This window comes from Cellulomonas sp. NPDC055163 (assembly GCF_053607065.1).
The window spans coordinates 220,813-243,710 of the sequence record NZ_JBSGSU010000003.1 but is presented as its reverse complement, the minus strand read 5'-3'; the positions used below and the strand labels follow the sequence as shown (position 1 = coordinate 243,710).

12 protein-coding genes are annotated in these 22,898 nt (G+C 76.6%); all 12 read right to left on the bottom strand.

Features of this window, described 5'->3' with window-relative positions; translation table 11 throughout:
- Positions 1-92 precede the first annotated feature (92 nt).
- The 12 genes from leuA to ACWFNE_RS07270 all read right to left on the bottom strand — a co-directional run bounded on the left by leuA (position 93) and on the right by ACWFNE_RS07270 (position 22,800).
- Positions 93-1,835: a 2-isopropylmalate synthase gene (gene leuA, locus ACWFNE_RS07325; protein WP_452121767.1), complete on the bottom strand. Its 1,743-nt coding sequence runs from the start codon at positions 1,833-1,835 to the stop codon at positions 93-95.
- A gap of 163 nt (positions 1,836-1,998) precedes the next feature.
- On the bottom strand, positions 1,999-3,471 hold the full coding sequence (locus tag ACWFNE_RS07320) for an outer membrane protein assembly factor BamB family protein (RefSeq protein ID WP_452121766.1): 1,473 nt from the start codon (positions 3,469-3,471) through the stop codon (positions 1,999-2,001).
- 9 nt (positions 3,472-3,480) lie between these two features.
- Positions 3,481-5,049, bottom strand: a complete 1,569-nt coding sequence (locus ACWFNE_RS07315; protein ID WP_452121765.1) for a hypothetical protein — start codon at positions 5,047-5,049, stop codon at positions 3,481-3,483.
- Positions 5,050-5,064: 15 nt separating this feature from the next.
- Complete coding sequence (locus tag ACWFNE_RS07310; protein WP_452121764.1) at positions 5,065-6,624, bottom strand: outer membrane protein assembly factor BamB family protein; 1,560 nt, start codon at positions 6,622-6,624, stop codon at positions 5,065-5,067.
- 10 nt (positions 6,625-6,634) lie between these two features.
- Positions 6,635-7,831 (bottom strand): RDD family protein, encoded by a 1,197-nt coding sequence (locus ACWFNE_RS07305; RefSeq protein ID WP_452121763.1) that lies wholly within the window; start codon positions 7,829-7,831, stop codon positions 6,635-6,637.
- Positions 7,828-10,215 carry a transglutaminase family protein gene (locus ACWFNE_RS07300; protein WP_452121762.1) on the bottom strand — a complete coding sequence of 796 codons (2,388 nt, stop codon included), beginning with the start codon at positions 10,213-10,215 and terminating at the stop codon, positions 7,828-7,830. The genes ACWFNE_RS07305 and ACWFNE_RS07300 overlap by 4 nt, the downstream gene beginning before the upstream one ends.
- Positions 10,215-11,363: a DUF58 domain-containing protein gene (locus ACWFNE_RS07295; RefSeq protein ID WP_452121761.1), complete on the bottom strand. Its 1,149-nt coding sequence runs from the start codon at positions 11,361-11,363 to the stop codon at positions 10,215-10,217. The genes ACWFNE_RS07300 and ACWFNE_RS07295 overlap by 1 nt, the downstream gene beginning before the upstream one ends.
- A 2-nt stretch (positions 11,364-11,365) precedes the next feature.
- Positions 11,366-12,322: an AAA family ATPase gene (locus tag ACWFNE_RS07290; RefSeq protein WP_452121760.1), complete on the bottom strand. Its 957-nt coding sequence runs from the start codon at positions 12,320-12,322 to the stop codon at positions 11,366-11,368.
- Positions 12,323-12,495: 173 nt separating this feature from the next.
- Positions 12,496-18,642 carry an Ig-like domain-containing protein gene (locus ACWFNE_RS07285; protein ID WP_452121759.1) on the bottom strand — a complete coding sequence of 2,049 codons (6,147 nt, stop codon included), beginning with the start codon at positions 18,640-18,642 and terminating at the stop codon, positions 12,496-12,498.
- On the bottom strand, positions 18,639-20,315 hold the full coding sequence (locus tag ACWFNE_RS07280; protein ID WP_452121758.1) for a serine/threonine-protein kinase: 1,677 nt from the start codon (positions 20,313-20,315) through the stop codon (positions 18,639-18,641). The genes ACWFNE_RS07285 and ACWFNE_RS07280 overlap by 4 nt, the downstream gene beginning before the upstream one ends.
- Positions 20,312-21,970, bottom strand: a complete 1,659-nt coding sequence (locus tag ACWFNE_RS07275; RefSeq protein ID WP_452121757.1) for an FHA domain-containing protein — start codon at positions 21,968-21,970, stop codon at positions 20,312-20,314. Before ACWFNE_RS07275 ends, ACWFNE_RS07280 begins: the two co-directional genes overlap by 4 nt.
- Entirely contained in the window at positions 21,967-22,800 is an 834-nt protein-coding gene (locus ACWFNE_RS07270; protein WP_452121985.1) for a PP2C family protein-serine/threonine phosphatase, read from the bottom strand. Before ACWFNE_RS07270 ends, ACWFNE_RS07275 begins: the two co-directional genes overlap by 4 nt.
- Between the last annotated feature and the right edge of the window lie 98 nt (positions 22,801-22,898).

Sequence of the window (22,898 nt, the reverse complement as noted above, 5' to 3'; positions counted from 1 at the left end):
CGGCACCGGACCCGCGCCGGTCAGGCCGCGACCGGGCGTGCCGGTGCCCCCGCACCCGTGCGGGGACACCGGCACGAGGAGCTCCCCGGTGCTCAGCGCTGCCGTCGGTTGACGGCCGAGACGATGGCCTTGAGCGACGCCGTCGTGATGGACGGGTCGATCCCGACGCCCCACAGCGTCTCCCCGTCGACCGCGCACTCGACGTACGCGGCCGCGGTCGCGTCGCCGCCGCTGCTCAGCGCGTGCTCCGCGTAGTCCCGCACGGACACGTCGACCCCGACCGAGCGCAGCGCCGCGACGAACGCCGCGATCGGGCCGTTGCCCGAGCCCTCGAGCGTGCGCACCTGGCCCCGGTCCGCGACGTCGACCGACAGCGTGTCGGGCCCGTCGCCCCCACCGACCGTCCGGATCCCGCGCAGCGCGAACCGGCCCCACGGCGCGAGCTCCGCGCCGGGCTCGACCGGCAGGTACTCGTCGTTGAAGATGCGCCACAGCTCGTCGGCCGTGACCTCGGAGCCGTGCTCGTCGGTGTACGCCTGCACGACGTGCGAGAACTCGATCTGCAGCCGGCGCGGCAGGTCCAGGTCGCGCTCGGACTTCATCAGGTAGGAGATGCCGCCCTTCCCGGACTGGGAGTTGACGCGGATGATCGCGTCGTACGAGCGGCCCACGTCCTTCGGGTCGATCGGCAGGTAGGGCACCGCCCACACGAGGTCGTCGACCCCGCGGCCCTCGCGCTCGGCGGTGACCGCCATCGCGTCCAGGCCCTTCTTGATCGCGTCCTGGTGCGAGCCGGAGAACGCGGTGAACACCAGGTCGCCGCCGTACGGGTGCCGCTCGGCGACGGGCAGCTGGTTGCAGTGCTCGACGGTGCGGCGCACGTGGTCGATGTCCGACAGGTCGATCTCGGGGTCGATCCCCTGGCTGAACAGGTTCAGGCCGAGCGTGACCAGGCAGACGTTGCCGGTGCGCTCGCCGTTGCCGAACAGGCAGCCCTCGATGCGGTCGGCGCCGGCCAGGTAGCCGAGCTCGGCGGCCGCGACACCGGTACCCCGGTCGTTGTGCGGGTGCAGGGACAGCACCACGTTCTCGCGGTGGCGCAGGTGCCGACCCATCCACTCGATCGAGTCGGCGTAGACGTTCGGGGTCGCCATCTCGACGGTCGCGGGCAGGTTGATGATCACCTTGCGCTCGGGCGTCGGCTCGAACACGTCGAGCACCGCGTTGCAGATCCGTACCGCGAACTCGAGCTCGGTCCCGGTGTACGACTCGGGGCTGTACTCGTAGAACACCTCGGTGTCGGGCACGAGCTCCTCGTACTTCTTGCACAGCCGCGCGCCCGAGACGGCGATGTCGACGATGCCGTCCTCGTCGGAGCGGAACACGACCTCGCGCTGCAGCACGGACGTCGAGTTGTACAGGTGCACGATCGCCTGCTTGGCGCCCGCGATCGCCTCGTACGTGCGCTCGATCAGGTGCTCGCGCGCCTGCGTCAGCACCTGGATCACGACGTCGTCGGGGATGCGGTCCTCCTCGATCAGCATCCGCACGAAGTCGAAGTCGGTCTGCGACGCCGACGGGAAGCCGACCTCGATCTCCTTGAAGCCCATGTGCACGAGCAGCTCGAACATCTGCAGCTTGCGCTGCGGGTTCATCGGCTCGATCAGGGCCTGGTTGCCGTCACGCAGGTCGACCGCGCACCAGCGCGGGGCCTTCTCGATGCGGCGGTCCGGCCACGTGCGGTCCGGGAGGTCGACACGGATCTGCTCGTGGAACGGGCGGTAGCGGTGCACCGGCATCCCGGAGGGCTGCTGGGGGGCGTTCAGGGTGCTCATCGGGGGTCCTTCGCTCGGGTCGTCGGTGGGATAGCAGCCGGCACACCGAACACCGCGGCGAGGTTCCGGCCTAGAAGGCCTCGCCGCGGCGACGAAGGAGGAGGAGCGCACGCGAGAGCATGCCGTCACTCTACCCCGCGGCGCAGGGCCAGGTCAGCCGGTGTCACCGCAGCGCGACCACGAGCCGCGGGCCGATGCCGACGAGGTGCGTCCCGATCTGCTCGACGCGGGTCACGCCGGGCGGCAGCAGCACCTCCCAGGCGGTGCGCCCGTCGCGGACGCTCAGCGCCTCGAGCACCGTCCCGCGCCCGGGCTCGACGCGCGCGACGACGACGTGCTCGCCGTCGGTGAACGGCTGCTCCGACGACGTGAGCGTGACCTGCCGACGCCACAGCTGCTCGCCGTCCTGCGCGTCCACGCCCACCTCGAAGCCCGCACCGTGCAGCACCGCGACGCCGTCGAGCTCGAGCAGCACCCCGGCGGACGGGCCCGGCGACTGCCACAGCTCGAGGCCCGTGAGCCGGGAGACCGCCCGGACGCGACCGCCGAAGGGGCTCCCGGGCAGCGAGCTCCACGCGTAGAGCCGCTCCTCGGGCCGGTCCGAGACCCGCGGCTCGCTGACCGTGCCGCGCGTGGTGAAGCGCTCCCGGCCGCCAGGGTCGTAGACGGTCGTGCGGATCATGAGCGCCGAGCCCGCGGTGCCGTACGCGCCGACGAGCACGGACCCGTCCCGCAGGAGACCCACGTGGTCGCGCGGGCGGTTGCCGCGGTCCACGACCTGCACCGCCCGTCCCGTCGCCTGCTCGAGCACCAGCGACGTGCCCCCGGTCGCGACGAGCAGCGCGCCGTCCCCCAGGCGCAGGGCGACGCGCTGGGGCGGCACCGTGACCGGCGGGTCGAGCACCTGCGCGCGCCACACCGGGGTCCCGGTCCGGGCGTCGCTGCGCTCGACCGCGACCCCGGACTCGTCCGCGAGCGGCAGCACGAGGTCGCGCCCGAGGGTGACCGCACCGGCGACCGTGCCGCGGGCGTCGCGCCGGGCGACGACCCGGCCGTCGAGCGCGTCGAGCACGACGACGGGCCCGGCGACCGGTTCGGTGCGCACCGCGGAGCGCTCGGGCTCGGTCAGGCAGACGACCGCTGCCGCCTCGCCGGGTCCCGGGTCGACCGCGAGGCAGCGGCGCAGCGTGCCGAGCGGCCCGCCCGGCAGCGTGGTGCGCCAGCGGACCGCCCCGGTCACGAGGTCGAGGCCCTCGGCCGTGCCGTCCTCCACGTCGGCCGCGTAGACCACGACCGTGTCGCCCGCGAGCACGGTCCGGGGCGACCACGGTCCCCGGGTCGTCCACGCGACGGCCGGCGGACCCCCGAGCGGTCGGATCGCGCCCGGGAGCTCGACCGGCGCGGTGAGGACCCGCCGCTCGTGCGCGAGCGACCAGCGCGGCAGCCCGACGAGCACGGAGAGCGCGAGCGCCACGAGCGCGATCGTCGCGGCGCCGGCCCGCACCACGTGCCCCCGGCTCCAGCCGACGAGCGCGACGCCCGTCGCACGCAGGTCCGGCGTGGGCGCGAGCGCCAGCACGTCGTCCTCGTCGAGGACGACGTCCTGCATCGACGGCCGCTCCGCGTGCGGGGCCATCCCTGCACGCTAGTCCTGACCGAGCGCGACGACCTCCGTGGCGGTGCGGGCGAGCAGGCGGCGGCCGGACCGCTCGACCGAGCGCACGTCGGGCGGGAGCGCCGCCGTCCACGCCGCGCGGCCGTCGACGGGGCCGACCGCGACGAGCACGGGCGTGCCGTCGGCGAGCAGGAGCGGCACGAGGACGTGCTCCCCGTCGGTCTGCACGCGGCCCAGCGCCGTCGACGCGCGCGCCCGGAGCCACTCGGTCGCGTCGGCCGACCAGAGGACCTCGCCCGAGCGGGCGTCGCGTGCGGTCAGCGCGCCCGTCGCGTCGGACGTGACGACGCGGCCGTCGACGAGGACCACGGAGTCGGTGGCGGTCCGGGCCGACCAGCGTCCCGGGCCGGCGACCGCGCGCACGTCCGTGCCGTCGGGCGCCGGCCGCGAGACGAGCGCGAGCCCCGGCACCGACCCGTCGTCCCCGGTCGGCGCGACCGGCACGTCGGGCCGTGCGGCTCCCGCCGGCCACGCGTCGGCGGGGTCGCCGTCACCGTCGAGCACGCGGACCGCTCCCCCGTCGACCACGAGCAGCCCGCGCTCGACGCGCGTCACGGCCGGCTGCGGCCCGCGGGCGTCGAGCGCGCGGGCGTCCACGTCGGACGTCCACGCGTCGGTGCCGGTCCGGGCGTCCTCGCGCGTGACCCGCACGGCGCCACCGGGGACGGTGCGCGTGAGGACCAGATCGGGCCCGAGGGCCGTCAGCCCGACGTCGCTGCGGTCCGCCGGGTCGTCGCGCACGAGGTCGCCCGTCGCGGCGTCGAGCACCACGACCCGTACCTCGCCCCGCCGGCCGAGGCCGCCCCAGGCCTCCTTGCCGACGGCGGGCACGGCGACGCACGCGACGGTCCCCGCGGACGCGCCCGGCGCCGCGACCCGGTCGCCGGTCGTCAGCGCGCACGTCAGCTCGCCCTGGGGACCGACCGCGTCGACGACCGTGTCCCAGAGCGGCGCGCCGGTCGTCGCGTCGTAGGCGGCGACACCCCCGCTCCCCGCCCCGGTCACGCCGGTGGTGACGACGAGCCCCTCGCCGGCGACGAGCCCGTCGAGCGCCGGACGCCTCCACCGCTCGAGACCGCCGCCCTCCGCGGGGCGGACGGCGTCGAGGACCGCGGGCGCGATCGCGAGCGCCGCGGCGCGGGCTCGGTCGGCCCGGGCGTCCCGGACGGTCCCGACGGCGAGCGCCGCGGCGACGACGAGCCCGGCGGCCACGAGCCGCACCCGGTGGCGCCGCACGAACGCCGCCCCCGCACGCGCGCCGCCGCGGGGCCGGTCGGTCGCCCCGGCCGGTTCCTCGGCGGTGCGCCGACCACGGGTGCGGGAGTCACCTGTGCGGTCGCCGACGGCGCGGGCCTCGGCGTCGCGGGCGTCGGCTCCGCCGGCCCGCCCGTCCCCGGCGCCGGTGCCCTCGCCACGGTCGACGCCGGCGGTGCCCTCCCGCGCCCGTGCACCCGCGGTGTCCCGAGGCGCGCCCGGGCCGGACTCGACGAGCTCGACCGCGTGCATCTGCCGGCGCCCGCCGCGCGACGGCCGGCTCACCGGGCCGCCCCGGGCTCAGCCCAGCGCACGGTGCTCGTCCCGGGTGGTCAGCACGAGGTGGCCCGCGACGGCGCGCACGTGACGCGTCTCCGGCGGGACGGGGACCGACCAGTACCGCACGCCGTCGGGCACCCCGCGCCCGACGAGGTGCGTCGACCCGTCCGGGCCGAGCCCGGGGCCCAGCACGAGGGCGCCGTCCGTCAGGGGCGGCCAGGGCAGCGGTGCACCGAGCTCCTCGTCCCACACCTCCGCCCCGGTGCGCGCGTCCACGACGCCGTACCGGCTCGCGCCCGCGACGACGAGGCGGTGGTCGACGACGATCTCGGGGTCGAGCGCCGTCGTCACCCGCCACCGCCGCTCGCCCGTCGCGGCGTCGTGGGCCACGACCGCGTTGCCCACGTCCAGCACGACGAGGCCCGGCTCCGAGCCGTCGTCGACCGTGAGCGGCACCGGGAGACCGGGCACGGACGCGGTGACGGGCCCGGACGCGTCGTGCACGGCGCCGCCCTGGGCAGGCGACCAGGTCCCGAAGCCCGCGCGCAGCGGCACGACGCGCAGGAAGCTGAAGTCGGGGGCGGCCGCCAGCTCGGTGCCGTCGGCGACGTCGAGCACGCGCGTCGCGGACCCGGCCACCACGACGAACCCGTGCGTGACCGCGACGGACGTGAGCGCGCGCACGCTCGTCCCGCGGATCGGCACGGGACTGCGCCACCCCCACCGGACCTCCCCGGTGGCGCCGTCCCGCCGGGCGACCACGACGTGCTCGTCGCCGTCGACCGTCACGACGACGACGTCGTCCCCCGCGCGCCCCGCCGCCACGAGCTCGCCGAGCAGCGTCCAGGCCCCGAGCGTGGTCCCGTCCCGCGCGGACAGGGCGACGACCCGGGTCTCGGGGAGCGCGACCTCGACCTCGGAGAACGCCGCGACGTCCCCCGAGGCCACGGTGCCGTCCGGGTCGTCGGCGTACAGCGGCTCCGGCTCGGTCGCGAGGCAGACCACCACGGCGCCGACGTCGACACCCGGGTCCGGGCAGCGCACCGGTCCGGCCTCCATCGCCGCCTCGGCCGCCGGCGCCACGTCGACGGTCCACCGCGCCTCGCCGGTGCGGGCGTCGTGCGCCGTGGCGTGCCAGGCGTCGGTGCGGGGCTGCACCACGACGAGCAGGCCGCGGGCGACGAGGAGCTGGTCGCCGGGCGTCGCCGGCGCGGTCCACAGCACCTCGGGCGGCCCGTCGAGCGCGCGCACCACGCCCGGTACCGCGGCGAGGCGTTCCGCGCGCTCACGGTCGCGCTGCGTCCCGACGGTGCCCACCGCGGCGACCGCGACGACGAGCGCGACGGGCACGGGCCACCAGCGACGCAGGAGGTGCCGCACGTCCGGTGCAGGCGGCCCGGGAGGCACGGCGGGCGCCGGGGGCACGGGCGGCACGGCGGCGTCGTCCGTGCCGGGCACCGGCTCCGGGAGCCGGACCTCGGCGGGCGGTCGCGGGTGCCGTCGCCGCGCGCCCGTGCGCTCGACGTCCTCCTCGAGGACCTCGACGGGCTGCATCCTCGCAGCGGGCCGCACGGGCGCCATGAGGCCGACTCTAGGCCAGCCGGCGTTCCACCGGCGGGGGGACGACGCGCAGCCCGCAGTCGCCGAACGACACCGTCGACCCGAGCGGGACGCGGACCCGCTGCTCGACGCCGCACACGATCTGCTGACCGTCGGCGAGCGTGACCAGGGTCCCGTTCGTCGAGCCGCGGTCGGCGACCCACAGGCCGAGGTCGTCGACGCCGAGCTGCAGGTGCGTCTTCGACACCGAGCGGCCGGGGTCGACGACCCGCACGAGCTGCTCGGAACCGGTCCCCACGGGGTTGCGGCCGACGAGCACGGTCCCCTCGACCGTCACGGTCCGCCCGTCGCTCAGCTCGAGCGCGACGGCCCGCGGGTCGAGCGGCTCGGACGGTGCCGGGCGCTCGTCGGCGCGCAGGGGCGAGCGCCGGGTCTCCTCGAGCGCGGGGTCGAGAGCGAACACCGCGGGCCGCAGCATCGGGATCGCGCGCGTGTCGACGTCGGGCGCGACGCCGGGCTCGCCGAGCGGCGGGAGCACCAGCGACGGTCCGGCGCCGCGGCGCTCGGCGAGCAGCGCACCCAGCCGGCGGCTCCCCGAGTCCTGCGGGTCGGCAGGGCGGGCCGCCTCCACGGTCTCGGGCGCGGCGACGAGCGACCACTCCTCGTCGGGCGCCGACCGGGGTGTCACCAGGTGCGGGCGTGCCGGGCCGCCGGTGCGCGAGCGCGACCCCCGTCCGGCGTCGCGACGTGCGACGACCGGGCCCTCGGCCGTGCGCAGGTCGACGACCTCGCCGCCCGCGGCACGGTCGTGCCACCCGCGGTGGCGGCCCGTGCGGTCGAGCAGGGGCGACGCGAGCACCACGAACGACCCGAGGAGCACGACCGAGCCGGCGGCCACGACGAGGCTGCGCAGCAGCACCCGGGCGAGCCCCAGCGGGCGCCCGGTGCGGGCGTCGACCGTGCGCAGGTGCAGCACGCGCCGCCCGAGCGTCCAGCCGAGCGTCCCGTGGGTCCACCACTGCACGAGCGCCTGCGCGAGCAGCAGGGCCCACGCGCCGAGCAGGACGCCCGGCGAGGTGGGCGTCACCGCAGCGCCCGACCCGGCGTCCCGCGCCGCCCGGAGCGCGACGGCGAGGACCACGCCGCCGCCCAGCACGAGGGCCGCGGCCAGGTCCAGCAGGAACGCGGCGGCGCGACGTCCGAGCGTCGCCGGTGCGGGGTGGCTCATGAGCGGGGTCCTTGCTCGTGGGTCGTCGGGGTGTCCGGGGTCGCGCGCCGCCGGGCGCGGCGCAGCGGCCGTCCGGGCGGTCCGCCTGCGCGTGGCACCCGCCGGGAGCGACGCAGCGACGCCAGCGAGACCCGGGCGCGCACACGCCGGCCCCACGGCAGCGCGCCGTGCATCTCGGTGACCGCCTGCTCGACGCGCCGCCAGTACGCGGCGGCCTCCGCGAGCGTCGGCGTGCCCGGGCCGAAGACCGCGGCGTCGGCCTCGGCCGCGAGCCGGCCCACGACCGAGCCCGCCCGCTGCGCGGACCACGCGGCCCCCGCACCAGGGACCCCCGACAGCGCGCGGGTGAGCTCGTCGGCGGTCTCGCGCCGCGTCGCGAGCGGCGACGGCGGGTGGCGCAGGTCGCGCGCGGCGTCGAGCACCTCGTCCCAGCCGCCCGCGACGCGCACCACGGCGTCGGGGTGGTCCCGGCGCCGGCGCCGGCGCCGGGCCTTGAGCGCGAGGACGACGACGAGCGGGCCGAGCAGCACGACCAGCGGGACGGCCACGACGCCTGCCACGCGGGCGACGCGCAGCCACACCGCGCTGCCCCGGTCGCCGGAGTCCGGGTCCTCGGCCTGCGGCTGCTCGGTGTCGTCCTCGGGCGGGGTCACGGGCTCGGGCGGCGGGGGCGGCGGCTGCACGACCTGCGGCTCGGGGTCGGACGGCTTGGTCGTCGACTCCTCCTGCGGCGTCTGCGAGCGCGGCGGCGTCGGGTCGAACGGCACCCAGCCGTGGCCCGTGAACGCCACCTCGACCCAGGCCTCGACGTCGTCGCCCGTGACGGTCATCGACTCGGCGCCGCGCTCCTCCTCGCCGGGCACGAAGCCCAGCACGACGCGCGACGGCAGACCCATCTGCCGCGCCATGAGAGCCATCGCCGATGCGTACTGCTCGCCGTCGCCGACCATGAGCTCCGAGCCGAGCAGCGTCGTCAGCCGGTCGGCACCGTGACCGGACAGCGACGGCGAGTCGCCCGCCTCGGTCAGGCCGTGGCTGAAGAAGCCGCCCTCGGCGAGCGCCTTCTCGAGGCTCCGCGCGATCTGCACGGGCGAGCCGGCGTCGCGGGCGACGTCCGCCGCGGTCGCGCCGATCACGTCCGGAACAGCGGTCACGTCGGGGACGACGACCTGCCCGGGCGCCGCCTCGCCGACCGTCGCGTCGTCGGGCACCGGGGGCACGACCACGTCGAGCGTGTACCGCAGGCCCGGCTCGACGCCGCCTGTCAGCACGGCGGCGCCGGTCGCGTCGTTGTAGCGCAGGTCGCCCGCGACGACCGGGTCCTCGAAGCGCACCGCGGTCGCCTGGCCCACCGTCGGCAGCCACACGCCCGCGAGCTCCTCGAGCTCGATGGTGACCTGGGCGGGCTCGCCGCGCGTCGTGGTCTCGATGGTCTCGCCGACGCGCCGGAACTCCCCCGAGCCCTGCGCCGAGCCGTCGCCCGCGACGTTCCACACGACGCCGTCGAACCCGTCCATCGTCGCGAGGCGGACGCGCGCGCCGGCCGGCAGGCCGCTCACGGTGAACAGCGGGTCGTCCTTGGCCTTGACCAGCTTGCGGAAACCGGAGAGCGGGCTCGGGTACGCCCGCGGGTCGAACGGCGGGACGAGCTCGTCGCGCAGCACGTACCGCGGCGTCGACCCGGTCACGAGGGGTCCGCCGAGGACGCCGCACCCCGCGACGACCGCGACCAGGACGCCGAGGGCGACGAACCGGCGCGGCCGGACCCCGCCCGCGCGCCACGCCGCCCACCCGACGAGCACCGCGGCGAGCCCGAGGCCGGTCGCGACGGGCGCGACCACCTGACGCGTGCCCAGCAGCACCGCGCACACGAGTGCGACACCGGGGACGACCGCGGCGAGGGCCGCCCGGCCCGGGGTGCGCGCCCGCAGCGCGGTCGCGGTCACGGTCACGGAGCCGACGAGCGCGAGCAGGAACGGCACGGCCAGCAGCGCGCCGCTGGTCCCGACCGGCGGCTGGAGCGTGAGGACCTGCTTCCAGGACGCCGTCGCACCGACCGCGAGCTCGGTGAGCGTGCGCACGGTCGGGACGACGCCCCCGACGGTCGTGCTCGGGGCTGCGAGCGCGCCGCCCGCCAGGAAGTACGCGAGCACGACGAGCGCGACCACGACGATCGCCGGCCAGCGCCGGAGCGCCCCGAGCACGCCGGTCGCGGTGCCCAGCAGGAGCCCGCCGGCGAGGGCGGGGACGGCCGCACGCGCGCCGTAGACGGGGACGAGCGGCACGAGCGCGACGGCGAGCGCGCCGACGAGCAGCACGACGTCGACGACCGCGGGCCACCCGGCGCGCGGTGCGGCGTCCCGGGGGGTCCCGGCACCGGCCATCAGCTCACCACCCGGCGCAGGACGCGCGGCAGGTCGTCGAGCGTGCCCAGGGTCGCGAGGCTCAGGGCGCCCTGCGTCCGCACCTGGACCTCCTCGCCGGCCGTGCAGCGCATCACGACGGTGCGCGTCCCGACGGGCACGTGCCGCGCGCCGGCGCGCAGGTCGCCCGCGGAGGGGACCGAGCCGGTCACGAGCACCGCGACGGACGCCTCTGGGGCGTCGCGGGCGACGCGCCGGCCGAGCGCGGACATCCCGGTGCCGCCGATCGCGAGCTGGACGCCCGCGCAGTCGTCGAGCAGGAGCGGCGGGGTCTCGACGCGCAGGCGGCCCGCGCCGACCAGCACGGCGAGGTCGCGCTCCTCGCGCAGCGTCTGCACGCCGAGCGACGCGACGGTCGAGACGGCGAGCTCGAACTCGTCGTCGTCGGCGTAGTCGCGGGGGTCGGTCGAGAGCGCGAGCGCGGTCTGCGTGCGCCGCGTGTCCTCGAACTGCTTGACCATGAGCGCGCCGCGGCGGGCGGTCGTGCGCCAGTGGATGTAGCGGCGGTCGTCGCCCGCGACGTAGTCGCGCAGGGCGTGGAAGGACAGGTCGCTGTCGGACAGGTCGCGCGTCGACTGCCCCTCGAGGTCGCGCAGGAGCCCCGCGCTCGCGCCCGCGAGCGACACGAGCTCGGGGTGCACGTAGAGCTCGACGGGCTCGGTCCAGCGCACCCGCCGCCGGGCCAGGCCCAGCGGGTCGCCCCGCACCGAGCGCACGGGCCCGACGACGACGACCGCGCGCCGCGACGTGGGGATCGCGAAGATGTCGTCGTGCTCGACGCCCGGGCCGAGCGACGGCAGCGCGAGGTCCGCGGCGCCGGCACCCACGGGCAGCTCGATGCGGGCGGGGAGCGAGCGCCGGCGGGCGACGTTGCGCACCGCGAGCCGCCCGACCGCGCGCTCGCCGACGCGCACGCGCCGGTCCGCGAGGTCGAGCTCGACCGCGAACCGCTCGCGCCCCACCGTCATGAGCAGAGCGACCACGACGAGCCCGGCGAGCGCGGCTCCCCCGGCCGCGAGCTCGAGCCAGCCGAGCACCCGTCCGAGCACGAGGCCGACGACCGCGGCGACCGCGGCCGCCCAGCCGGCACCGGAGACGCGCAGGGCCACCGTCAGGCCGCCCGCTGCGCCGGAGGTGACGTGGACTCGACGATCCGCTCGATGACCTGCACCGCCGTCACGCCCGCGAACTCGGCCTCGGTGTCGAGCACGAGGCGGTGCGCGAGGATCGGCACGGCGAGCGCCTTGACGTCGTCGGGCACCACGAACCCGCGCCCGTCGGACGCGGCCCAGACCTTCGAGCAGCGCACGAGCGCGAGCCCGCCGCGCACGGACGCGCCCAACGACGTCTGCGCGTCCTCGCGCGTGGCCTCGAGCAGCCGGGCGACGTAGTCGAGCACCGCGGCGTCGATGTGCACGCTGCCCGCGAGGTCGGCCATGTCGGCGACCGCCTTGGTGGTGATCTTCGGCTGCAGACCCGACGTGCGGTCCTTGGCGCCCGCGAGGATCTCCACGGTCGACGAGCGGTCCGGGTACCCGAGCGAGGTCTTGATGAGGAACCGGTCGAGCTGGGCCTCGGGGAGCCGGTAGGTGCCGGCCTGCTCAATCGGGTTCTGGGTCGCGATGACCATGAACGGACGGCCGACGGGGTGCGTCACGCCGTCGACCGTGACCTGCCCCTCCTCCATGACCTCGAGCAGCGCGGACTGCGTCTTGGGCGACGCGCGGTTGATCTCGTCCGCGAGCAGCACCGAGGTGAAGACCGGTCCGGGGTGGAACTCGAAGCGCCCGGTCCCCTGGTCGTAGATGGTCACGCCCGTGACGTCGCTCGGCAGGAGGTCGGGCGTGAACTGGATGCGGTGGTGCGTGCCCTGGACGGTCGCCGCGATCGCCTTCGCGAGCGACGTCTTCCCGGTGCCCGGGGCGTCCTCGAGCAGCAGGTGCCCGTCGGACAGCATCGCCGTCAGCGCGAGGCGCACGGCGTGCTCCTTGCCGAGGACGGCACGGCCCACGTTCGCCACGAGCGCGCCGAAGGTCTCGGCGAACCACGTCGTCTGTTCGGGGGTCATCGGGGCTCGGGTCTCCTTGGTGGTGGCCGTCGTGGCCGTGGCGGCCGGCGCGGCGGTGGCCGTGGCGGCGGTCGGGCGGGTCGTCGTGCTGACGGGGCGCGAGGGCGGCCCGGGTGCGGCAGCCGGCTGCGCCGGTGGCGCGGGGTCGGCAGGTCCGTAGCGGGCGTCGGGGCTCACCCGCCACCCCCGGGCGCGGGTGGCGGCGGCGCAGGGGGTTCAGGGACGCTCGACGCGCCCTCCGCCCAGCCGGCGCTCTCGCCGTACTGGTTCGTCGCCTTGACCCGGATGCGCACCTCGGTGCCGGCAGCGACCGGCGCGCCCGGGAGGGCCTCGTTGATCGCCGACGACGTGACCGTCCCGAGCGCCGCCCACGACCCGTTGCCGACGCGCACCTCGACGACGTACCCGGTGAGGGGGACACCGCCGTTGTCGGACGGCGCGTTCCACGTCGCCTCGACGCGTGCCCCCGTCTGCTCGAGCGTCACGACGACGCGCGACGCGTCGCCCGGCTCGCTCGCCCGCTCGATGCGCTTGTCGGCCGACGCGGCACCCGACTCGCCCGCACCGGTCACGGCGGAGACGGAGACGCTCACGACGGCGGACCGGTTGCCGAAGCCGAACCGTGGCAGCCCGTTCGTCAGCGTGTCCGAGGTCCCGGTGACGGTCGTGTCGCGCACGACGCGCCCGTCGACCAGGAACACGACGTGGTAGCGCTGGTTGCCGCCGCCGCCCCACGACCCCGTCGCGCCCCACGAGGCGGTGATCGAGGTGGGCTGCCGGTTGTCGTCGCGCGTCGGGTCGCTCAGCGACACCGCGTCGGGGGCCACCGGCTTCGTGACCGGGGTCGCGGTCACGACCGCGCTCGGAGCACCACAGCCGGCGATGTTGCACGCGCGGACCTGGAAGGTCTGCTCGACCCCGCCCGGCAGGGCGCCGACCACGATCTGACCGCTGCCGGCCGCCACGACGGACGCGCCCTGGAGGACCTCGTAGCCGGTGATCGGCGACCCGTTCGCGTCGGCGCTGAACCCGCTGAGCGTCACCGTGCCCTGACCGGGCTCGGCCGTGCCCGAGCCGACCGCCCGCACCCCGCTCGTCGCCCCCGGGACGCCGTACGTCGAGACGGTCACGGAACCGGCGTCGGACCAGCCCGCCTTGTTCTGCGCCCGGACCCGGAACTCGTGCGCGTAGCCGTTGGCCGCCTGCGTGAACGCGTACGCGAGCGTGGACGCGCTCAGCGGGTACGTCCCGCCGCTCGGGCCGGAGATCGTGAGCTCGTACGCGCGCACCGCGTCGCCGCCGGTCGAGGCGGGCGGAGCCCAGCTCACGTTGATCTGCCCCCCGAGGGGCGTCTCGACGCGCTGCGCGGCGACCACCGGCGCGTCCGGCGCCTTCGCGGGCACGATCGTCGCCGACGACGGGCCCCACCCGCTCGGCTCGGGCGCCCGGTTCTGCGCGCGCACCCGCACCGTGTACGCGGTGCCGTTCTGCAGGCCGGTGAAGCGCTGCGTCAGCGTCGACGTCGTGACCGACGCCGGTCCGTTGGTGGGCGCCGGGGTGATCTCGAGCGTGTAGCTCGTGATCGGCGACCCGGTGCTGCGCGGGGCGTCCCAGCGCACGGTGAGCTCGCGGTCCCCCGTCGCGACCTCGACGGGCGCGCCGGGCGGGTCCGGCACGGCGTCCGGGCGGGCGGGCGCCGACGCGGGGCTCGGGTCGGACCAGTCGACGGCGTTCTGCGCGGCGACCGTGAACGTGTACTCGGTGTCGTTGGTCAGGTTGTCGATCGTGCACGTCGTGCTCGCGCACGCGCGCACCGCACCGCCGGGGTTGGCGACGACCCGGTAGCCCGTGACGGGCGCGCCGCGGTCCCCGGGGGCGTCCCACGCGAGGACGACCGTCCGGTCGCGGACCTCGACGACGCGCGGGGCCCGGGGGGTCTCCGGCTTGCCGCGCACGGAGACCGTGATCCGGCCCTCGACCTCGCGGTCGGGGTCGCCCGTGGCGTCGCGCACCCGGAAGCGCGTGACCATGGTGCCCTGGAAGTCGGGGCCGGGCCGCACGGAGACGGTGCTCGACGTCGCGCTCGTGGTGCCCGCGCCGGGGGTCTCGACGACCGCGCCCACGACCGTGAGCGGACCGTCGGGGAACGGGTTGACCGCGTTCTCGAGGACGTTCACGACCGTCTCGCGGCCCTGCACGCCGTCCGGGACCGTGCGGTCGAGCACGCGGGCGAGCGAGCGTGTGCTCGCCGTCACGCGCAGGTCGACCTGGGTGTCCATCGAGCCCGAGCGGCCGTAGCCGATCTTCACCGCGAGCGCCCCGAGCGTGCCCTTGGGGGTCGTGCGCGCCGCGGACACCCGCAGCGTGCTGCCCTCGAGCGCCGCGGTGAAGCCCGCCGGGACGGCCGAGGTGAGCTGGTAGGTGTACGGCGTCGTCGTCGTGGTCTCGCCCTCGGGGCCGCGCGTGAGCGCCCGGAGGTCCACCGCGAGCGGCGCCTCGCCCGGGCCCATGTCGAGCGTCGTCGGCTCGAACGTGGGCGGGTGGTCGTCGAGCGCGTAGACCGTGATCGAGAGCGTGATGACCGACGTCCGGCCGTTCGCGTCCCCGGCGCTGGTCCGGTCGGTGACCGGGACGGTGATCGACGCCGGCCCGGCGTACCCCGCGGCCGACTGGAAGCGCAGGGTCGTGGCGTCCTTGACGAGCGCCGTGCCGTCCGACTTGGTCGCCGTCACGGCGGCCGGGTCGGCGATGCTGGCGGTGCGTCCCGGCGCGACCTGCACCTGCTCGTCGAGCGGGATCTCGAGGGGCTCCCCCGAGGCGACCCGCAGCTCGGGCGCCTTGGGCCGCGGCGTCGGCGGGAAGAACCCGAGCGCGGGGACCGTGATGAAGGCGTAGGCCGAGACCCGGTCCGCCTGCGGGGAGACGTTGGTCAGCAGGTACGGCACGGTCTGGGCGTGGTCGACGAGCGTCACGACGACGTTGCCCTGCGCCGTCACGGTCGCGACCTCGGACGCCGAGCTCGGCACCGAGACCTCGAGGTCGCTCAGCGGGCCGCTCGGGTTCTGCGCGACCTCGAGCACGTCGACCTCGACGCTCTCGCGGCCGATCGTGTCGATGGGGGGCACGACGACGTCCTGCGCGATCGGCGGCAGCACCGTCGCGTCGCCCGAGACCGTCACGGTCAGCACCGCGGTCGCGCGGCCGCCACGGATGTTCGTCGCCGAGTAGACGATCTGCAGCACCCCGGGCTCGTCGGGCGCCTGCACCAGGATCCGGCGGCCCTCGACGCGTGCGTCGACCCCCTCCGCCATCTCGAGCTCGGTCTCGAGGCTCAGCTCGCCGCCGTTCGGGTCGACGTCGTTCGCGAGCACGCGCACCTCGACCCGCTCGCCCGGGCGGACCTGCACGGCGTCGTCGCGGGCCACGACCGGCACGGTCGTCGTCGGCCGCGGGCTGATCCCGACGCGGATCGTGGCGACCGCGCGCTGGCCGACCCAGTCCTCGACCGCGTACGTGAAGGTGTCGGTGCCGAGCTCGCCCGGCAGCGCCTCGTACTCGAGCCAGTCCGCCCCGACGTCGACGATCCGGCCCTTGGTCGGCGCGAGCGCGGCCCCGAGCAGCGTGACGCCGTCGCCGTCGTCGTCGATCCCGACGAGCGGCACGGGGATCCGGATCGTCTCGCTCTCGAAGACGCGGGCCGTCAGGTCGCGCGGGCGCGGCGGTGCCTTCGTGGTCGCGTCCGACTCGTGCACCCGCACGGTCAGCGTCGCCGCGGTCGTGTTGCCGAGCGCGTCCCGCACCGCGAACGTCGCGTGCGCGGTCAGCGCGGACTCGGGCGCCTGGTAGCGGAGCACGTCGCCGGACACGAAGAGCAGGCCCTGGCCGTCGCCGAGCGGCTCGGCGAGCTCCGGCACGAGCGTGAGGCGGTCGCCGTCGGGGTCGTAGGCGTCCTCGAGCACCGGGACGGTCACGACGCCGCCCGTGCGCACCGAGACCTCGACGTTCGCCACGACGGGCGGCTGGTTCGTCGCGGACGGCGGGACCGGGTGCACGGCGATCTCGCTCGTCGCGGACGTCGTCCCGTTCGACACGACGTAGCGGACGGACACCGGGGCGTCGAGCGTGCGCGTCGCCGAGATCTGCACGAGCTGGTGGCCGATCACGGCGACCCGGAGGCCGGAGTCCGCCGGGGCCTCGACCGACTGGACGACGAGCACGCCGCCCGCCGGGTCGATGTCGTTCGCGAGCGGGTCGACCGTGACCTCGCCACCCGCCGGGAGGTACGCACGGTCGCGCACGGCCACCGGCGGCTGGACCTCCGACGGCCACTCGCGCACGTCCACGCGCGCGAGACCCGTCGCCTGCTGCGGCGGCGCGGCGACGACGAACGGCACGTAGTACGTGCCGGGCCGCGCGGCGCTCACCGTGAACGTGCCGGCCGCGAGGTCGGTCGTGATGGTCAGGCCCGCGACCTCGTCGACGCCCGCGAGCCGCACGGGCTCGGCCGACGAGCTGCGCACCGCGGCGAGCGGCTGCACGAGCGCCGGCAGGTCGACGTACGTGACGACGTGCACCGGGTCGACCTGCGGCGCGAGCGAGCCGGCGGCGCGCACGTCGACCTCGAGCACGCCCTCGGCCGTCTCGACGCCGTCGGTCACCGTGAGGCGCACCTCGTTGCGGCCGAGGGCCCCGCCCTCCGCACGGAACGTGACCGAGCCGTCCTGCCGGAAGCTCACGCCGCCGCCGTCGGAGACCGCGCCGACGAGCACGAGGTCGTCGCCGTCGGGGTCCGCGAAGTCGGCGAGGGCGTTGTAGGTGGCCTGGGCGCCCTGCTCGACGCGCATCGAGCCCGTCCGGACCTGCGCCGGGGCCTCGTTCACGCCGTCGTCGCGCACCGTCAGCGTGACGCTCGCGGTCGAGGGGGCGCTCGTCCCGCGCCCGTCGGTGATCGTGTAGGTGAACGTCGCGCTGCCCGTGGCGTCGGGGGCGACGGTCAGCTGCAGCGAGCGCCCGCCGTAGATGGCCTCGAGGCGCCCGAACTCCTCGGGCACCGGGTCGAACTCGCTGACCGCGAGGATGCCGCAGTCCGACGACGAGTCGTTGTCGATGACGGGCAGGATCGTGGCGCGGCCCGGGCGGACCCCGAAGCCGTCGTCCTGCGCGGTCGGTGGCGCCGACTGCGTGCCGCACTCCGCGACGAGGTCCTGCGTGGTCTCGGTGCCGTCAGCGTCCTCCTGCTCCTCCTCGAGCTCCTCCTCGGGGACGATGTCCTCCCAGTTGGGCTCGCGCAGCGCGGTGTCCTCGAGCGGCATCCACACGCGCCCGCGGAGCGTGTCGTTGAGGACGACGGCGCCGCGGTTCACCCGGAACGTCAGCTCGTCCTGCGCGGACATGCCCTCGAGGTCCTCGACCTGGGCCCCGGAGCCGCCGCACTCGCGCAGGTAGCTGCCCGTCGCCGACGCCCACGCGGCGTGCGCGCAGTCCCGCACGCGCACCGGCGCGGCCGGACGTCCCGAGCCTCCGGTCAGGCGCTCGACGGGGTCACCGCCGCCGAGCGGGACCCGCAGGAGCGCCGTGCGGCTCGCGACCAGCGCGTCGTCCGCCGCCGGTCCCGGCTGCTGCAGCACGAGGTCGTCGCCGTCGAGCTCGACCTCGCCGCGCAGGGTCACGAGGGTCGAGCCGTCGAGCCCCACGGGCTCGTCGCCGACCGCGGTGAGCGTCTCGACGCCCGTCCCGAACGAGCCGACGGGCTCGACGACCGGCGTGCCCGCCTCGAGCCGCACGCGCGTGACGTCGCCGGTCGTGCCGTCGACGCCGAGCGCGACCCCGTCGCGGGTGACGACGACTCGGCCGCCGTCGCCGAGCTCGAGGTCGGGCTGGTCGGACGAGACGCGCAGCGCGTCGAGCGCAGCGAACGGCCGCACCCAGGCGTTCCCACCCGAGTCCAGGACGGCGACGGTCCCGCCGCCCATCGACGCGGACGCCCCGCCCGGCACGGGCACCTGCGCGACGAGGGTCACGCTCGCGGGGTCGACCACGGAGACGGTGCCGGGCTCGACGAGGAGCACGTCGCCCGCGTCCTGCAGCACGTCGAAGCGGGTGCCGGTCGTCACGAGGCCCGAGTTGAGCTCCTCGACCTGCGTGTTGAAGCGCCCGAGCTTGAGCTGGCTCGTCGCGGTGAGCCACACGCCGCCGTCGTTCAGGTCGACGCGCGCGAGCGGGAAGCCGGGGTTGACCAGCGCGAGCACCGCGAGGACCACGGGCACGGTCACGACGGCCGCGGCGGAGACGGTGCGCCGGCGGACGGAGCCGAGCCTCATGGCGTGCACCCCTCGGCGGGACGCGCGGACGCCCCGCGGTCGGCGCGCACGATCGACACCTCGACGCACACGGGGCTCGCGGTCGCCGCGGCGGCGGGCACCGTCACGGTCGGCTCCTCGACGAGCTCGAGGACGGGCTCCCCGGTCGCGGCGCGCACGCCCCACAGGTAGCGGTCGCCGTCGACGGGCTCGGGGTTGGTCCAGGTGAACACCACGGCACCGTCGGCCTGCCGGGCTCCCGTGAGGTCCGCGGGCGCCGGCACGGCCGCCGCGACGCCGCTCGCGGGCGGCTCGAAGCCGGTCGGGTCCTGCGTGGCGGGCGGCGCCGCGGAGTCGCCGAGCGTCAGCGCGACGACCACGACGAGCGCCGCGAGCACCACGCCCCCCGAGACCAGTCCGGCGACGAGGCGACCACGCCCGGCGGGGGCCGGGTCGGGCTGCGGGATGAGGATCTCGCGCGCGGCCGTCTCCGTGCCGAGCTCCTCGGCGGGCGCGCGCCGACCGGTCGTCGCGGCGGCGGGCACGGCCGGCGACGACGCGGACGTGGGCTGCGGGCCGGCGGCGGCCCGGAGGCGGTGCGCGACCGTCACGGCGGGGACCGGGGGCGCGGGGTCGGGCGAGACGCTCGTGACCGGGCGCAGCCGTGTGCCGTCGTCGTCGACCGCGCGCAGGGCACGCCGGGTGGCGCGGGCCGGTGCCGGGCCCGCCGGGTCGATGCTGACGACCGGGCGCAGGCGCGTCCGGTCGTCGCCGTCCTCGTCCTCGCCGTCGCGGACCGTGCCGGCGGCCGGCACGCGCGCCTCGTCGGTGAGATCCAGGGGCGTCACCGCGAACCCGAGCTCGGCCTCGACCTGCTGCAGCGAGCGCGCGAACGCGACCGCGCTCGGGTGCCGGCCCGCGGGCGACCTGCTCATCGCGCGCGCGAGCACCGCGTCGAGGCTCGCGGGCACGTCCTGGCGGCCCGTCGGCGGGACGGGCGAGCGCTCGATGCGGCCCACGAGGTCGGCCGCGCCGTTCGCGCCGCCCGGGACCTCGAACGGCGTCCGGCCCGCGAGCAGCGAGTAGACGGTCGCCGCGAGCGAGTACACGTCGGAGCGCGCGTCCCCGGTCGGGCGCTCCGCGAGCAGCTCGGGCGGCGACCACGGGATCGACATCCCGATCGCCACCCCGGCGCCGGCCCCGGTGGTCGCCGCGATGCCGAAGTCGGTCAGCGCGGGCCACCCGAAGTCCGTGGTCAGGACGTTCGCGGGCTTGATGTCGCGGTGCAGGATCCCGGCGCGGTGCGCGGTCTCGACGGCCGAGCCGAGCCGCACGCCGATGCGCAGCGCCTCCGCCACGGAGATGCGCTCGACGCGGTAGCGCTCCGCGAGCGCCGGCCCGGAGCAGTACTCCATGACGAGGTACGGGCGCCCGTCGGGGGCGATGTCCGCGTGGAAGATCGTGACGATCGACGGGTGGTGCGAGAGCTGGGCCATGAGGTTGGCCTCGCTCTGGAACCGCACCCGCAGGTCGTCGTCGAGCGAGCCGGCGAGCAGCACCTTGACCGCGACCGAGCGCCGCGGCATGTCCTGCTCGTAGAGGAAGACGTCAGCGAACCCACCGAGGCCGAGCACCCGGACGAACCGGTGCCCGGCGATCCTCGGCGGGTCAGAGGCGACGCGGCGTGCGGTCACGCACCCCGCTCCACGGTGAACGTCACGCCGTCCCCGAGGTCGACGACCTCGCCGGCGGCGACGACCGTCGCCTCACCGGGGTGCAGCCGCCGGGCACGCTCGCCGGGCCGGGACACCAGGATGCCGTTGGTGGAGTGGAGGTCCGTGACGAGCACGTCGTCGCCCTCGGCCCGGACCTCGGCGTGCGTGCGGGAGATGTCCTGCTGCGGGCTCGGGACGGTCACCAGGCGCGGGAGCTCGCGGTTCGTGACGCGCGAGACCTGCGGGGCGCGGCCGAGCAGCACCGAGCGGTCGAGGGAGACGACGAGCCCCGTCGACAGCACGAGCTTGGCGGTCGGGTCGACCTCGGGCGCGACGACCCGGAACGGCCCGGGGACCTCGTCGCCGGCCCACGAGGGCAGCTGGTCGCGGATCGCGACGAGGTCGCTCGACAGGATCGTGAGCCCGTCGTGGTCGTCACCGAAGTCGGGGTCCGCGTGCGCGGCGGCCTCGCCCTGGAGCACCGCCTCTGCGGCTGCCACGACGTCCGCGCCGTAGGTGTCGACGTCGTCGAGGTCCTCGTCGTCGGGGACCAGCCCGGGGGTCTCGACCGCGTACTCGGCGGGGCGCTCGGCCGCGGGCAGGACGGGTGTCGGCGTCGACCACGTGCGGGCGAGGTCCGCCGCCGGGTCACGGCCGAGGTCGGCGTCGTGCTGCTCGCGCGCGGGTGCCGGGGTGTCGACGGCCTGGAACGCGGGCATCGGCAGCTCGGCGACGTGCAGCGGAAGGACCGGCACCGCGGTCGCGCCGGGCGACGACCCCGCGGCACCCGAGGCGAGGGGGATCTCGGCGGAGTGCGGCGCCGGCTCGGGGCGGAAGCCGACGACGGGCTCGTCCGAGACCCCGACGTGGACCGGCTCGGCGTCGGCCGGGTCGGCCTCCACCGGCTCGGCGTGGGCCGGCTCGGCGTGGGTCGGCTCGGCGTGCGTCGGCTGGCCGTGAGCCCGCTGGGCGAGGTCGACGGCGCCCGCGGACTCGGGGTCGGCCTCCGCGGGTGCGTCGCCGGGCACAGGCGTGCCGGCGGCTGCGTCGACGGGGGTCTCGGCGGCGGGGGTCTCGGCGGCGGGCTCGGGCGTGGCCTCGTCGGGCTCGATCGCGTCGGTGGTCGACGCGGAGGGCCCGGCCGTCGCCTCGCCCGGCGCGGACCCCGCCCCCGGGGCAGCCGCGTCGTCGCGCACCGCGAGCGGGACCTGCACCGCGGACGAGCGAACGACGCCGCTCACGACCGGCAGCGCCTCCGTGGCCGTCCACGCGCCGGCACCGGCGACGCGCACGGTCACCACGTCGGCGCCCTCGGCGACCCGCTCGGACCACGTCGTGACCTCGCCCGCGGCGAGCACGGACGACCCGTCGGGCCCGCTGACCTCGACCTCGACGGGGCCGCGCAGCGCCGCGTGCACCCGCCCACCGGTGAGGTCGACGAGCGCGAACGGCTGGAGCCGTGCGATGCCGCCGGTCAGCAGCACCTCGAGCTGGTCCGCGAGCCCGCCGTCGGCCGGCACGGCGTCCCAGACGGCCCGCACCACGGAGGGCGGCGTGGTCGGCGCGAGCAGCGCCACGACCCCGCCTGCGACGACCGCGTGCCAGTCTCCGGGGGTGTACTCGGGCACGATCACGGCTGGACCTCCGTCGTCCTGGTTCGCGGCACGGTCGCACCGTCGAGCATCTCGTCCCACGCGCTCGGCGCGAGCTCCGCGCCCGCACGCGGCACGGTCACGTGCACGTCCTCGTCCCCCACCGCGGTCGCCACGTCGACGACGACGGCGCTCACGTTGTCGTGGCCGCCGGCCTCGACCGCGCGCTGCACGAGCTGCTGCGCGGCCTGCTGCGGGTCGCTGTGCTCGGCGAGGATGCCGGCGATCGCGGCGTCGTCGAGCTCACGGGTCAGGCCGTCCGAGCACACGAGGACCCGGTCGTGGGGCCCCGCGGGGATCAGCCAGTAGTCGGGCTCCGGGCTCGGGCCGGTGCCGAGGGCGCGCGTCAGCACGTGCCGCTCGGGGTGGGTGCCCGCCTGCGAGGAGCTGAGCTCACCCGAGTCGAGCATCTCCTGGACCACCGAGTGGTCCACGCTGATCTGCTCGAGGAGGCCCTCGCTCACGCGGTACACGCGCGAGTCGCCCACGTTGAACACGAGCCAGTACGAGCCGTCGTCGTGCTCCGCGACGGCGACGCCCGCGACGGTCGTGCCGCCCGCGCGTCCCTCGAAGGTGTCGCGGATGCGCTCGGCCGTGCGGGTGAAGCACGCGTGCACGTCGTCCGCGGAGGCGACGGTGCGCCCAGCGAGGTGCGCGAACTCCTCGACCGCGAGCCTGCTCGCGACGTCACCGGCGTCGTGGCCACCCATGCCGTCCGCGACGAGGAACACCGGGGGGTACGCGAGCAGCGCGTCCTCGTTGACCGACCGCACGAGACCGCGGTCGGTCGCGGAACCCCACGACGTGCGCACTCCCACCCCCGCTGCTCCTCGGGCGCGCGTCAGCCGCACCCACATGCTTGGTTATCGGCCACATCGTGCCCTACATGAGCAAGACAAGTGTAAAGATC

What these genes read in the sequence shown, in the direction of transcription:
- ACWFNE_RS07305 (WP_452121763.1), bottom strand. Translation starts at nt 7,831, where the DNA reads ATGAGCCACCCCGCACCGGCGACGCTCGGACGTCGCGCCGCCGCGTTC.
- ACWFNE_RS07285 (WP_452121759.1), bottom strand. Translation starts at nt 18,642, where the DNA reads ATGAGGCTCGGCTCCGTCCGCCGGCGCACCGTCTCCGCCGCGGCCGTC.
- ACWFNE_RS07300 (WP_452121762.1), bottom strand. Translation starts at nt 10,215, where the DNA reads ATGGCCGGTGCCGGGACCCCCCGGGACGCCGCACCGCGCGCCGGGTGG.
- ACWFNE_RS07320 (WP_452121766.1), bottom strand. Translation starts at nt 3,471, where the DNA reads ATGGCCCCGCACGCGGAGCGGCCGTCGATGCAGGACGTCGTCCTCGAC.
- ACWFNE_RS07290 (WP_452121760.1), bottom strand. Translation starts at nt 12,322, where the DNA reads ATGACCCCCGAACAGACGACGTGGTTCGCCGAGACCTTCGGCGCGCTC.
- ACWFNE_RS07310 (WP_452121764.1), bottom strand. Translation starts at nt 6,624, where the DNA reads ATGGCGCCCGTGCGGCCCGCTGCGAGGATGCAGCCCGTCGAGGTCCTC.
- leuA (WP_452121767.1), bottom strand. Translation starts at nt 1,835, where the DNA reads ATGAGCACCCTGAACGCCCCCCAGCAGCCCTCCGGGATGCCGGTGCAC.